The organism is Micrococcus sp. GbtcB5 (genome assembly GCF_019091605.1).
Taxonomy (GTDB): Bacteria; Actinomycetota; Actinomycetes; order Actinomycetales; family Micrococcaceae; genus Micrococcus; species Micrococcus luteus.
Window position 1 is genome coordinate 127,217 of record NZ_JAGXJK010000002.1, and the last position, 12,927, is coordinate 140,143.

At 72.0% G+C, this 12,927-nt stretch carries 13 protein-coding genes and 1 pseudogene; 3 read left to right on the forward strand and 11 right to left on the reverse strand.

Features of this window, described 5'->3' with window-relative positions:
• Position 1: 1 nt before the first annotated feature.
• The 10 genes from trpA to KVS67_RS01535 all read right to left on the reverse strand — a co-directional run bounded on the left by trpA (position 2) and on the right by KVS67_RS01535 (position 7,976).
• Positions 2–808: a tryptophan synthase subunit alpha gene (gene trpA / locus KVS67_RS01490; RefSeq protein WP_217564718.1), complete on the reverse strand. Its 807-nt coding sequence runs from the start codon at positions 806–808 to the stop codon at positions 2–4.
• On the reverse strand, positions 805–2,130 hold the full coding sequence (gene trpB / locus KVS67_RS01495) for a tryptophan synthase subunit beta (RefSeq protein ID WP_217564719.1): 1,326 nt from the start codon (positions 2,128–2,130) through the stop codon (positions 805–807). Before trpB ends, trpA begins: the two co-directional genes overlap by 4 nt.
• A gap of 29 nt (positions 2,131–2,159) precedes the next feature.
• Positions 2,160–2,966 carry an indole-3-glycerol phosphate synthase TrpC gene (gene trpC / locus KVS67_RS01500; RefSeq protein WP_060973958.1) on the reverse strand — a complete coding sequence of 269 codons (807 nt, stop codon included), beginning with the start codon at positions 2,964–2,966 and terminating at the stop codon, positions 2,160–2,162.
• A 5-nt stretch (positions 2,967–2,971) separates the two neighbouring features.
• Positions 2,972–3,295, reverse strand: a complete 324-nt coding sequence (locus KVS67_RS01505) for an HGxxPAAW family protein (protein ID WP_036338645.1) — start codon at positions 3,293–3,295, stop codon at positions 2,972–2,974.
• Between the two features lie 125 nt (positions 3,296–3,420).
• On the reverse strand, positions 3,421–4,026 hold the full coding sequence (locus tag KVS67_RS01510) for a Trp biosynthesis-associated membrane protein (RefSeq protein WP_217564720.1): 606 nt from the start codon (positions 4,024–4,026) through the stop codon (positions 3,421–3,423).
• Positions 4,026–5,576 (reverse strand): anthranilate synthase component I, encoded by a 1,551-nt coding sequence (locus KVS67_RS01515; protein WP_217564721.1) that lies wholly within the window; start codon positions 5,574–5,576, stop codon positions 4,026–4,028. Before KVS67_RS01515 ends, KVS67_RS01510 begins: the two co-directional genes overlap by 1 nt.
• Positions 5,573–5,953: a phosphoribosyl-AMP cyclohydrolase gene (gene hisI, locus KVS67_RS01520; protein WP_041102690.1), complete on the reverse strand. Its 381-nt coding sequence runs from the start codon at positions 5,951–5,953 to the stop codon at positions 5,573–5,575. The genes KVS67_RS01515 and hisI overlap by 4 nt, the downstream gene beginning before the upstream one ends.
• Positions 5,954–5,997: 44 nt before the next feature.
• Positions 5,998–6,768 carry an imidazole glycerol phosphate synthase subunit HisF gene (gene hisF / locus KVS67_RS01525; protein WP_217564722.1) on the reverse strand — a complete coding sequence of 257 codons (771 nt, stop codon included), beginning with the start codon at positions 6,766–6,768 and terminating at the stop codon, positions 5,998–6,000.
• A 47-nt stretch (positions 6,769–6,815) separates the two neighbouring features.
• Positions 6,816–7,664, reverse strand: a complete 849-nt coding sequence (hisG, locus tag KVS67_RS01530; RefSeq protein WP_134416986.1) for an ATP phosphoribosyltransferase — start codon at positions 7,662–7,664, stop codon at positions 6,816–6,818.
• A 48-nt stretch (positions 7,665–7,712) separates the two neighbouring features.
• A complete protein-coding gene (locus KVS67_RS01535; protein ID WP_010078767.1) occupies positions 7,713–7,976 on the reverse strand; it encodes a phosphoribosyl-ATP diphosphatase in 264 nt (87 codons plus the stop codon).
• A 1,357-nt stretch (positions 7,977–9,333) separates the two neighbouring features.
• Here KVS67_RS01535 and KVS67_RS01540 point away from each other — a divergent pair.
• Positions 9,334–10,755, forward strand: a complete 1,422-nt coding sequence (locus KVS67_RS01540) for a hemolysin family protein (RefSeq protein WP_036337238.1) — start codon at positions 9,334–9,336, stop codon at positions 10,753–10,755.
• Positions 10,755–11,771 carry a CNNM domain-containing protein gene (locus KVS67_RS01545; protein WP_036337237.1) on the forward strand — a complete coding sequence of 339 codons (1,017 nt, stop codon included), beginning with the start codon at positions 10,755–10,757 and terminating at the stop codon, positions 11,769–11,771. Before KVS67_RS01540 ends, KVS67_RS01545 begins: the two co-directional genes overlap by 1 nt.
• Positions 11,772–12,224: 453 nt before the next feature.
• Here the strand turns inward: KVS67_RS01545 and KVS67_RS01550 are convergent, their stop codons facing one another.
• Positions 12,225–12,614, reverse strand: coding sequence for a heavy metal-responsive transcriptional regulator (locus KVS67_RS01550; RefSeq protein WP_036382791.1), 390 nt, complete (start codon positions 12,612–12,614; stop codon positions 12,225–12,227).
• Between the two features lie 56 nt (positions 12,615–12,670).
• Here KVS67_RS01550 and KVS67_RS01555 point away from each other — a divergent pair.
• Positions 12,671–12,850: pseudogene (locus KVS67_RS01555) on the forward strand (FAD-dependent oxidoreductase); the annotation flags it as partial.
• Positions 12,851–12,927: the final 77 nt, after the last annotated feature.

Consider the following 12,927-nt stretch of genomic DNA (forward strand, 5'->3'; position numbering starts at 1 on the left):
CTCAGCCCTCTCGGACCGTGCCGGCGGCGAGCTCGCGGGTCAGCGTGCCCACGGCCTGCGGCCCGCCGTCGGTCAGCGCGCGCACCAGGGCCGTGCCGACGATCGCGCCGTCGGCGTAGGCGCCGATCTCGCGGACGTGCGCGGCCCGGGAGACGCCGAGGCCAACGCACACGTGCTCCGCCCCGGCATCCTGGGCCCGGCGGACCACGGTCTCGGCCACGGTGGACACCGCGTCGCGGGCGCCGGTGACGCCCATGACCGACACGGCGTACACGAAGCCGCGGGAGGAGTCGACGGTGAGGCGCACCCGCTCGTCGGTGGACGAGGGCGCGGTGAGGAACACGCGGTCCAGGCCGTGACGGTCCGAGGCCTCCATCCAGGCGCCGGCCTCCTCGGGCACGAGGTCAGGGGTGACGAGACCGGCGCCACCGGCCTCGGCGAGGCGGCGCGCGAACTCGTCGACGCCCATGCGGTCCACGAGGTTCCAGTACGTCATCACCAGCACCGCGGCGTGGGTGCGCTGGGTCACGCGTCGGATGATGTCGAAGACGTCGGCCACGCGGAAACCTGCCTGCAGCGCCGCCTGGGTCGCGGCCTGGATGACGGGGCCGTCCATCACGGGGTCCGTGTAGGGCAGGCCCAGCTCGATGACGTCGGCGCCGTTCTCCGCGGCGGCGACGACGGCCTCGACGCACTCGTCCACGGACGGGTAGCCGGCCGGCAGGAAGGCGACGAGGCCGGTGCGGCCGGCCGCCTTCGCGGCGTCCAGGGCCGCGGCGGTCTTGGAGTGCACGGTCATGCCGGTCACTGCTCCTCTCCGGGGGTCATCTCCTCGAGCGGGTCCTTCTCCTCCGCGGCCGTGCCGAGGCCGAACCAGGCCGCGGCCGTGGCGACGTCCTTGTCCCCGCGGCCGGAGAGGTTCACGATGATGATCCGCTCCTCCCCCTGCGGGGCGTCCGGCCCCACGAGGCCCTCGTCCGCCCAGCGGCGGGCCAGGCGCAGCGCACCGGCCAGGGCGTGGGCCGACTCGATGGCGGGCGTGATGCCCTCGGTGCGCGTGAGCCGGAGGAAGGCGTCCATGCACTCGGTGTCCGAGACCGGCTCGTAGACGGCGCGGCCCGTGTCGTGCAGGAAGGCGTGCTCCGGGCCGACGGCCGGGTAGTCCAGGCCGGCGGAGATCGAGTGGGAGTCGATCGTCTGCCCGTCCTCGTCCTGCATCAGGTACGTGCGGGCGCCGTGCAGCACGCCGGTGCGTCCGAGCGTGATGGACGCGGCGTGGCGACCGGTCTCGAGGCCCTCGCCCCCGGCCTCGAAGCCGTAGAGCTCCACCTCAGGGTCGTCGAGGAAGCCGTGGAACAGGCCCATCGCGTTGGACCCGCCGCCCACGCACGCCGCGACGGCGTCCGGCAGGCGGCCGGCCTGCGCCAGGATCTGCTCGCGGGCCTCCTCGCCGATCACGGAGTGGAAGTAGCGCACCATGGCGGGGAACGGGTGCGGGCCCGTGACCGTGCCCATCAGGTAATGCGTGGTGTCCACGGAGGCGACCCAGTCCCGCAGGGCCTCGTTGATCGCGTCCTTCAGGGTGCGGGCGCCGATCGCCACGGGCACCACCTCGGCGCCGAGCATCTGCATGCGCGCCACGTTCAGGGCCTGGCGGCGGGTGTCCTCCTCCCCCATGTACACGGTGCACTCCATGCCGAACAGCGCGGCCGCCGTCGCCGTGGCCACGCCGTGCTGGCCGGCGCCGGTCTCCGCGATCAGACGCGTCTTGCCCATGCGACGGGCGAGCAGCGCCTGGCCGATCACGTTGTTGATCTTGTGCGAGCCGGTGTGGTTGAGGTCCTCGCGCTTGAGGAAGATGCGCACGCCGGGGGTGTCCGCGGCGAACCGCGGCACCTCGCTCAGCAGGGAGGGCCGGTTCACATAGTCCCGGAACAGGGTCCGCAGCTCGGCCTCGAAGGCGGGGTCCTGCCGCGCCTCGTCGTAGGTGCGGGTGAGCTCCTGCAGCGCGGCCATGAGGGACTCGGGCATCCACTGCCCGCCGTAGTCGCCGAAGTAGGGCCCGGCCTGACCCTGATACGGCCCCTCGAACTCGATCGCGGGCTCGGTGCTCGGACGGTCGGTGCTCATGGCGACCACGCTCCTCGGGTCTGGTTCGGTCAGCGGACGGTGAGGGACGCGGCGCGGAACGCGCGCAGCGCCTCCTCGGGGGCGCCGTGGCGCACGAGGGCCTCGCCCACCAGCACGACGTCGGCGCCCGCGGCGGCGTAGGCCTTGATCTGCTCCTCGGACTCGACGCCCGACTCGGCGACCCGGACGACGTCCTCGGGCAGCCCGTCGGCCAGCGCGGCGTAGCGGGCCGGGTCGACGTCCAGGGTCTTGAGGTTGCGCACGTTGACGCCGAGGATGCGGGCGCCGGCGGCGACGCCGCGCTCGATCTCCTCGGGCGTGTGGGCCTCCACGAGGGCGTGCATGCCCAGGGACTCGGTGAGCTGCAGGAAGCCGGCCAGCTCGGCGTCGTCGAGGGCGGCCACGATCAGCAGGACGAGGTCGGCCCCGTGGGCGCGGGCCTCGTGGATCTGGTACTCGGTGACGGTGAAGTCCTTGCGCAGGACCGGCAGATCGACGGCGGCGCGCACGGCGTCCAGGTCGGCCAGGCTGCCGCCGAAGCGGCGGGCCTCGGTGAGCACGGAGACGGCGCTGGCGCCGCCGCGCTCGTACGCGCGGGCCAGGGTGGCCGGCTCGGGGATCTCGGCGAGCGCGCCCTTGGAGGGGCTCGCCCGCTTCACCTCGGAGATCACCCGGATCCCCGCGGGGTCGGTGCGTCCGCCGTGCAGGGCCGCGTGGGCGTCGCGCGGCGCAGGGGTGGCGGCCACCAGCTCGGCCAGGCGCGCCTCGGGCACGGCACGGCGACGAGGCTCGAGGTCCTCGCGGACGCCGTCGATGATCTCCTGGAGGACGGACACGCGGATCAGTGACCGTGCTGGCCGCGACCCGCGCCGGCCTTGCCGGCGACGATGCCCACGACGACGCCCACGGCCATCAGGGCCACGCCGATCCAGACGACGACGCTCCAGTCGGCGAGCAGGCCGACGCAGCCGGCCACGAAGCCGACGAGCACGAGCGCCACCATGGCCCACGCGCCGGGCGAGTTGCCGTGGCCGGGCAGCTCGAGGTGGGTCGGGTCGTTGAGCACCAGGCCGTCCTCGGTGACGACGACGTCCTCGACGGCGCCGCGGCGGGCGGCGCGACGGGTGGTGGGCTCGGTGTGCGCGGTGTTCGCGGTGTGGCTCATGGCTGTCCCTCACTGGTGCGTGGTGTACATGACGACTGTCCCTCATTGTGCCATGCGGGCACGGGGCCGGGCCCGCGTGACCCGGGACGACCCGGGCGGTGCGGGGCGGTCCGAGAGACGGGCACTCACGTGGGGTCGTTGCCGCGGGACAGCTCGTCCCACGCGTCCATCTGGTCCACGCGCCGGCGCTGGGCCGCCTCGCGGGCGGACTGCGCGGGCTGCTCCCCGGCGGCGGCCGGGCCGGGCTCGGAGGCCGCAGGCGCCTTCTCGTAGCGCCGGGACGAACGCCAGCCACGGCCCGCCAGTGCCGCCACGACGCCGCACAGCGCCGCGAGGACGCCGCCAGCCGCCGCGACCCACGGCCACGCCGTCACGGCGTAGTCCTGCGCGAGCGCAGTGGTCCCGGTCGCGTCGGCGACCGCGGCGGCCGCCGTCGTCGCCGGGTCCAGGGCGGCGGTGGCCGAGGGCGGGGCGGTCACGACCCCGGCCCGCGCCATGAGCACGCCGACGATCACGGCGCCGGGGCGCCGGGCGGTGGTCAGGGCGAGGGCACCGGCCATCACGACCAGGGCCATGGCGGTGGCGACGGGCGCGGCGGCGCCGCCCGACGTCGTCGCCTCGGAGGCGATCCCGCCGGACAGGCCCGTGGCGGTCACCCAGGTGCGGCCCGCCGTGAGCAGCACGAGCCCGCCGGCGGCCAGCGCGGTGAGGACCACGGTGCGGCGGCGCATCACGCCTGCCCCAGCTCGCCCGCGGTCAGCACGGACCGCAGCGGCGCCGTCGCCTTGGTGACGGTCTCGGCGGTCTCGGCGTCGGGATCGGAGTCGGCGACGATGCCGGCGCCGGCCTGCACGTGCGCCTGGCCGCGGTGCAGCGTGGCCGAGCGGATGTTGATCGCCATGTCCATGTTGCCCGCCAGGTCGAAGTAGCCGACGACGCCGCCGTAGGGCCCGCGCTCGGTCGGCTCCCACTCGTCCAGCAGCTGCAGGGCGCGGGGCTTCGGGGCGCCGGACAGCGTGCCGGCGGGGAAGGCGGCGCGGAGGACGTCGAGCGCGTCGACGTCGTCGCGCATGCGGCCCTCCACATGCGAGACCAGGTGGAGGATGTGGCTGAACGCCTCGAGCTCCATGAACTGGGTGACCTCGACGGTGCCGGGGCGGCACACGCGCGAGAGGTCGTTGCGGGAGAGGTCCACGAGCATGAGGTGCTCGGCCCGCTCCTTCTCGTCCTCCAGCAGGTCCTTGCCGAGGAGGCGGTCGTCCTCCTCGGTGGCCCCGCGCCGCCGTGAGCCGGCGATCGGATGGGTGACCACGCGGCGGTCCCGCACGGTCACGAGCGCCTCGGGCGAGGAGCCCACGATCTCGTACGGCTCCCCGTCCGGGGTCTCGAAGGAGAAGAGGTACATGTAGGGGCTCGGGTTCACCATGCGCAGGACGCGATACACGTCCAGACCGGTCGCGTCCGTGGTGACCGAGAGGCGGCGGGAGACGACGGCCTGGAACACCTCGCCGTCGCGGATCGCCCGCTGGGCCTTCGCGACGGCCTCGCGGAAGCCTTCGGCACCCCATCGGTCCTCGGCCTGGGCGGCGACCTCGTCCGCGTCCGCCTCGAGCCAGCGGCGCGGGACGTCGCTGACCGGGTCCGCTGCCGGGGCGGCCAGGCGCTCGACCATGGCGTCCAGGCGGGCGAGCGCGTCGTCGTAGGCGCGGTCCGCGCCGGTGGCCAGGCCGTTGCCGTTCACCGCGTTGGCGATCAGCGTCACGGTGCCGTCCAGGGCATCGTGCACGGCCAGGTCGGTGACGAGGTTCATCGCGAGGTCGGGCAGGCCGAGGTGGTCCTCGGGCGGGTGCGGCAGGCGCTCCCACGCGCGGACCGTGTTCCAGCCCAGGAATCCGGCCATGCCGGAGACGAGGTGCGGCAGAACGCCTCCGACCTCGGCGCGCACGTCCGTGCGGAGCAGACGCAGGCACGCCGCGAGCACGTCCAGGGCGCGGCCCTGCGTGGGCAGCCCCTCGGGCGGGGTGCCCTGCCAGTGCGCCTCGCCGTCCCGCGAGGTCAGGGTGACGGCGGAGCCGGCCCCGATGAAGCTGTACCGGGACCACGCCGCGCCCGGGGTGGCGGACTCCATCAGGAAGGTGCCGGGGCGGGAGCCGGCCAGGCGCCGGTGGATCGCCAGCGGCGTGAGGCCGTCCGCCAGCACCGTGCGGACCACGGGGATCACGCGGGCGGTGTCCGCCAGACGCAGGAACTCCGCACGGGAGGGAGTGGTGGCGGCGGTCATCGGGCGGCCTCCTCGGGGTCGACGGCGGCCGGCGGCATGACGAGCTCGCGGCCGGTGAAGCAGGTGCGGGTGCCCGTGTGGCAGGCGGGGCCGGTCTGGTCCACGGTGAGCAGCAGGGTGTCGCCGTCGCAGTCCGCGTGGACCGCGCGCACCCGCTGCAGGTGGCCCGAGGTCTCCCCCTTGCGCCACAGCTCGCCGCGCGAGCGGGACCAGTAGGTGGCCCAGCCGGTCTCGAGCGTCGCGCGCAGGGACTCCTCGTTCATCCACGCCATCATGAGCACCTCGCCGGTGCCCTCCTGCTGGGCGATGGCGGGCACCAGGCCCCGGTCGTCGAAGGTCACGGAGGCCACGAGGTCGTCGGGCGGGGAGAGGCTCATGGAGGTCCAGTCTAGGGAGCCGGAGCGGGGCGTGGCCGCCGGGGTCAGCGGACGGTGTGCCCCGCCTGCCGCAGGGCGTCCTTGACGCGGGCGAGCATGTCGTCCGGGCCGAAGTGGAACAGGGAGGCGGCGAGCACCGCGTCCGCGCCGGCCTCGACGGCAGGCGGGAAGTGCTCGGGCTCGCCGGCGCCGCCGGAGGCGATCAGCGGCACGCGCGTCACGGCGCGCACGTCCCGGATCATCTCCAGGTCGAAGCCCTCGCGGGTGCCGTCCGCGTCGATCGAGTTGAGCAGGATCTCCCCCACCCCGCGCTCGGAGGCCTCACGGCACCAGGCGACGGCGTCGATGCCCGTGCCCCGGCGGCCGCCATGGGTGGTGACCTCGTAGCCGGAGGCGCAGCCCGGGTCCTCCGTGCGCCGGGCGTCGAGGGAGAGCACGAGGACCTGGGACCCGAAGCGGCGGGTGATCTCCGTGATCACCTCGGGCCGGGCCACGGCCGCCGTGTTGACGGAGACCTTGTCCGCCCCCGTGCGCAGCAGCCGGTCCACGTCCTCGACGGTGCGCACACCGCCGCCCACGGTCAGCGGGATGAAGACCTCCTCGGCCGTGCGGGTCACGACGTCATAGGTCGTGGCGCGGTCCGAGGTGGAGGCGGTGACGTCGAGGAACGTGAGCTCGTCGGCGCCGGCGGCGTTGTAGCGGCGAGCGAGCTCGACCGGGTCGCCCGCGTCACGCAGGTTCTCGAAGTTCACGCCCTTGACCACGCGCCCGGCGTCCACGTCCAGGCAGGGGATGACACGCACGGCGAGGCTCACGTCGGCTCCTTCGTCTCGGGGGGGCTCAGGCGGGACGGCGCGGGCCGTCAGAGGCGGATGGCGTGGATCGCGGAGATCAGGATGCCGCGGGCGCCCAGGGCGTACAGCTCGTCCATGACGCGGTTGGCGTCCGGCTTGCGGACCATGGAGCGCACGGCGACCATCGTCTCGTCCCGCAGCGGGGAGACCGTCGGTGACTCCAGCCCCGGGGTGACCGCGGTGGCCGCCTCCAGCAGGTCACGGCGGATGTCGTAGTCGATCATGACCCAGCGGCGGGCCACGAGCACGCCCTTGAGGCGGCGCAGCAACACGTCGAGGCCCTCGGGGCGCTCCCCCGCGCGGCCGATCAGCACGGCCTCCGAGTCGAGGATGGGCTCGCCGAAGACCTCCATGCCGGCGGCGCGCAGAGTGCTGCCGGTCTCCACGACGTCGGCGATCGCGTCCGCCACGCCGAGCTTGACGGAGGACTCCACGGCGCCGTCGAGGTGGACCACCTCCGCGTCGAGGCCGGTGCGCTCCAGGTAGGCGTGCAGCAGCCCGTCGTAGCTGGTGGCGATGCGCCTGCCGGCCAGCTCGGACTCGGAGGAGAACGTGCCCACGGGCGCGGCCAGTCGGAACACGGACCGGCCGAAGCCGAGCGCCATGATCTCCTCCGCTGTGCCCTCGACCTGGGCGTCGCGGAACAGGTCCCGCCCGGTGAGGCCGACGTCGAGGGTGCCCTTGCCCACGTACACCGCGATGTCTCGGGGACGCAGGTAGAAGAACTCCACCTGGTTCTCGGGGTCCACGAGGACGAGCTCGCGGGAGTCCCGGCGCTGGCGGTAGCCGGCTTCCTGCAGGATCTCACGGGCGGCCTCGGCGAGGGCGCCCTTGTTCGGAACGGCGATGCGCAGCACGCGTCGGTCTCCTCGGGGTGCGGTGGGCGGGGAACGGGGCCGGCGGCCTCAGAGGTGGCGGTAGACGTCCTCGAGGCTGATGCCGCGGGCGATCATCATGGTCTGCACGTGGTACAGCAGCTGAGAGATCTCCTCGGCGGCGGCCTCATCCGACTCGTACTCGGCGGCCATCCAGACCTCGGCCGCCTCCTCGACGACCTTCTTGCCGATCGCATGGACGCCGGCGTCGATCTGGGCCACGGTGCCGGAGCCCTCGGGGCGCTCTTGCACCTTGCGCGTCAGTTCCGCGTACAGCTCGTCGAAGGTCTTCACGTGACCACCCTAGCGACCCTGCCCCTCCAGCCCAGACCGGAGTCGGTCATTGTGACGTACGGGACGGCGGGGTCTTCGCCACGCGCTGCACCTACGGGCCCACGTGGGACGTGCCGGCCGCTCAGCGTCCTCCCCCTCCCATGTCTGCACGTTCCTTCACTCCCATCGGGGCACGCGCGCGAGGCGGCCGTGGACGTGGGGATGACGGGCTGAACGTGCCCGTCCGGTCCGCACGCATGGCCCGGGCGACCTCCGACAGGTGGGCACGACACGCTCGTTTCTGACCCCAGCGACGACACCGCTCCTTGCACACCTGAGACACCACCAGGTCGATCACTGCCCCGAACCCCGCCCGGGCCCACCGCACCAGATCTCTTCCGCGACGCACACATCCATCTCGTCGACTGTCCACGCGTCCGGGCCTCGGGTCCAGGCCCTGGAGGTCACCGGCGGGCGGCGCGGCCGCGCCCACGTCGCCGACGGGGAACAGGAATGATGCGGCGAGAGGATCTGGGGGTAGCCGTCGTGGCCCTCCTCCCCTTCCCGGACGAGGAGCAGAGCCCCGCGCTCGGACCCGCGAACTGGAGCATGACCCACCACGATGAAGGCGACCCATCCCGTCCCGCACACCGAGTGAGCGCCCGGTTGCAGCGAGCGCAGAAGATCCTCTCCCGCTGGCGGGTGGCCACGGGCAATGCGGTGGAAGGCATGGAATGGGAGCGGGATCCCGGTGATGCGCAGCTCGTGGAGATGGCTCGGCTGCCCAGCAGTGCCGAGCTGCCCAGCGCTGGAGCCTGGCTTCCGGGGCTGGAGATCCTCATGGGCCTTCGTCGCAGACCTGGTGCCGGGCCCCCTCAACCACCGGCTCGCCACGTGCTCGTTCTATCGGGAGAAGGCTTCGGCGCCCGTCCCCTCGGCGCGTCGCCATGCTCGCCCTGACGTGAGCCGACGTTCGTGGGTGCGGGGCGTCGGCCGACTCCCACGGGGGTGGCCTCACACGCACCCGACGGTCTGTCCCACCACGTCTCAAACCCTCCGACACTTCTGTCCAACAGCTCGGTTTGGGACCGTTTCTGACGTGATGCTCTCGTGGGCGGACGGGGCGTGTAAAGGGGTATACCCGGCTGGACATCCTGGCGGGCAGATGCCCGATGTCGGCGGCGAGGCCACACCCCACCTTGCCCTGCGACCGGTTACCGGTGGTAATGTGCCGCCATTATTCATTCGACCCCTTATGGAGCCCCTGAATACATGAGCGACGGCCCAGCCGCCTGCCCTGGTGACAGTCCGAGCGTCACCCCCACCCCACCCCGCAGCTGGCGGGGTCGCCTGCACCTCGTGGGGAGGTGACTCAGGCATGGATCCAGTCCTGACACTGATCCTCGGATCCCTCATCATCCTGGCGATCATCGCCGCCAACGGCTTCTTCGTGGCCCAGGAATTCGCGTACATGTCTGTAGACCGCGTCCGCCTGCAGACCGCCGCCAAGGCCGGCGACCGCGCCGCCGCCCGCGCACTGCAGGTCACTCGCCGCACCTCCTTCATGCTCTCCGGCGCGCAGCTGGGGATCACGGTCACAGGCCTCATGGTGGGCTACGTGGCAGAGCCGATGGTGGGTGCGGCCCTGACCGAGTTGCTCGGCGGCACCGCACTGCCTTCTGAAGTGGTCATCGCCATCTCCACGCTGGGCGTACTGGTGGTGGCCACCCTGGTGCAGATGATCATCGGCGAGCTGTACCCCAAGAATTTGGCCATCGCCAACCCCGAGCCCCTGGCCCGCGCTCTGGCCCGGCCCACACAGATCTACCTCGGCCTGTTCGGCTGGCTCATCTGGGTCTTCGACAAGGCGGCCGAGGTGCTGCTCAAGCTCCTGCGCATCGAGCCAGTGCACGACGTCGACAGCACCGCCTCCGCCGAGGACCTGGACCGCATTGCCCTGGACTCCAGAGCTTCCGGATCCTTGCCCGCGGAGGTCTCCGTCCTGATCGACCGGGTGCTGGACTTCCCAGACCAGGACGTGCAGCACGCGATGGTGCCCCGCTCGCGTGTGGACGAGGTTCAGCCCCAGACCTCCCTGGCTCAGGTGCGCGACCTGATGGCCACCGGCCACACCCGCTACCCGGTGATCTCGAACGAACACGAACCGCTCGGGGTAGTCCACCTCACCGACCTGCTCGGTGAGACCCGGATGGCCCCGGACACCCCCGTGTCCGCCCTGATGCGCCCTGCACTGGTGCTGCCCACGATGATGTCCCTGCCCGACGCAGCCCGGGAGCTCGACGGCTCAGGGCAGCAGATGGCGTGCATCGTGGACGAGTTCGGCGGCTTCGTCGGCGTGCTCACAGTGGAAGACCTCGCGGAGGAGCTCGTGGGCGAGCTCACGGACGAGCACGACCTGCACCCCCAGGAGGAGATCACCGCCACAGGCCTGCACTCCTGGGTCCTGAGCGCAGAGGCCCACCTGGACGAGCTCGAGCGCCTCGTCGGGCACCCCCTGCCCGTGACCGAGGCCGAGTCCGCCGCCGGTCTGACCATCGACGCTCTGGGCCGTCTGCCCCGGGAAGGCGAGGTCATCACGATCGACCTGCCCGAGGACCCACGAGACTTCGGGGCTGAGGAGGTCTACGACCGCCACCTGCAGGTCGAGGTCCTCTCCATCCAACGCAGGGTCCCAGCTCGACTGCGGATCCACCTCATCGAGGTGCCCCGCTCTGACACCGCCGGCAGCCATGCCGCCCACGAGGCCCAGCCCGACGCCACCACGGACGAGGAGCGATGATGCACGGTCCACTGATCGTCATGCTCGTGACCACAGCGCTGATCGTGCTCAGCGCGATCTTCGTCATCATGGAGTTCTCCCTGCTGGGCGCCCGCCGGCACCGGCTAGAGGCCGAGGCAGGACGCAGCCGCGCCGCGCGGGCCGCTCTCAAGGGAGTCGACGAGCTGACCCTCATGCTCGCCGCAGCCCAGTTGGGCATCACCTTGTGCACCTTCGCCCTGGGGGCGATCACCAAGCCGGCCGTCGACGCATGGCTCGGCCCCGTCCTGGAGGACTGGGGCATCCCCGCAGCGGCAGCCGGAACCGCCTCCTTCGTCCTGTCCTTGCTGGCCGTGACCTTCCTTCACCTGGTCATCGGGGAGATGGCCCCCAAGTCCTGGGCCATTGCCCACCCCGAGACCGCAGCCAAAGCCGTGGCCGTGCCCGCACGCGCCTTCGTCTGGACCGTTCGCCCCCTGCTGCTGCTGGCCAACCGGCTGGCCAACCGCCTGGTGACCCTCAGCGGCGTCACCCCCGTGGACCAAGCCGCCGTGGGCGGCTACGACGCAGCGGCCATTCGTCAGCTGGTTGAGCACTCCGCCGCCGCCGGCACCCTGGACCGGCAGAACCATGAAGCCTTGGCCGGTGCCCTGGACCTTCAGACCCTCACTCTCGGGGACCTCCTCCCCCAGGGTCAGCACCCGGTCAAGGTCGCCCCCGACGCCGACGTCGAGGCGGTCCAGAATGCCGCTGCGTGCTCAGGGCACTTGCGTATCCTGGTCCAGCCGGACCATACCCCTGAGAGCGTTCCGGGCGTCGTCCACGTGCGGGACACCCTCACGATGGAGCCTTCTGCGCCAATCCAGCCGCTTATCCAGCAGGCTCTGACGCTGCCCTCCACCACACCGTTGCACGAAGCACTTGCCTCCATGCGCCGCAACAGCCGCCAGCTGGCCGCAGTAACCCAGGACAACCGGTTCACTGGGGTCGTCACCCTCACCGACGTCTTGCGCGGAGTGTTGCCCCGCGCGGCTTGAGTCCACACCTCGGCAACACCACCGCGGGGGCCGCTGAAACGGCCCCCGCGGTGGTGTGGACAAAGAATCAGAATCGGCACAGTGGCCTCGCCCCCCATTCCGGCCTCAATGGGCTCAGTCATGCTCCGACTCACGGGCGTGTAACGGCTAAATCGGTCGTTTGTGGCGGCTGCTCGGTGTGCCGCCCGGTGTCATGTGTGGCTTGCGCCGCTATATGGCGGGGTTCTGTCGGAGCTCAGTGGCGGCCTCCAAGCACGCGGGCAAGAGGGCGCTGCGAGTGAGGCTCACGTTCCGCAAGCCGATCCTTCACCGGGACAGCGGCCGACGGCAGGCCGGAGGAATAGGCGTCGCGATAGGGTGCACCCCGCGCAACAGAACCGTTGCGAAAGGTCTAACACCCCAACGCAACAGAGTGGGCCGCCATGCGCTGCCACGGGCCCGTGAACTTCGGTGTCACAGGTAGCGGCAGACATCCTCGGGGGAGCACGTGGCCGGGTCGCCGGCGGCGGCGTCCTCGCGCAGGTCGGCGATCGTGGTGCGTAGCTGCGCGAGCTCGGCGAGTTGCCGGTCGATCACATCAAGGCGGGTGTCGAGCAGGTCGGTGACGTGCCGGCAGGGGGCCTGCCCCCGGTCGCGGATGTCCAGCACCTGACCGATCTGGGCCAGGGTCAGCCCGGCCGCTTGCCCCCGGCGGATGAAGTCCAGCCGGTCGAGCACCTCGGCGCCGTAGTCCCGGTAGCCCGCCGGGGTGCGGTCCGCGGCGGGTAGCAGCCCGACCTCCTCGTAGTACCGCAGGGTCTTGCTCGTCGTGCCCGACGCCCGAGCCACCTCACCGATCCGCATGCCACTCATTCTCCCCCTTGACCTTCCAGTGCACTGGAAGGTCGATCCTGAGGGCGATGAAGGAGGAGTTCATGACGGCAACGGCTAACAGCAGGTCGTATGACCTGGCAATGATCGGGTTCGGTGGGGCGGCGTTCGCGGCCGCGATCCGCGCCACCAACCTCGGCAGACGGGTGGTGATGATCGAGCGTGGCACCGTCGGCGGTACCTGCGTGAACACCGGGTGCGTGCCCTCCGGGCGTGTCAACTTGTCTGTGTAAGCGGGGTGGTCACAGGTAGGGGTTGATCCGGTCGGGGTAGGCCGCGGCGAGCT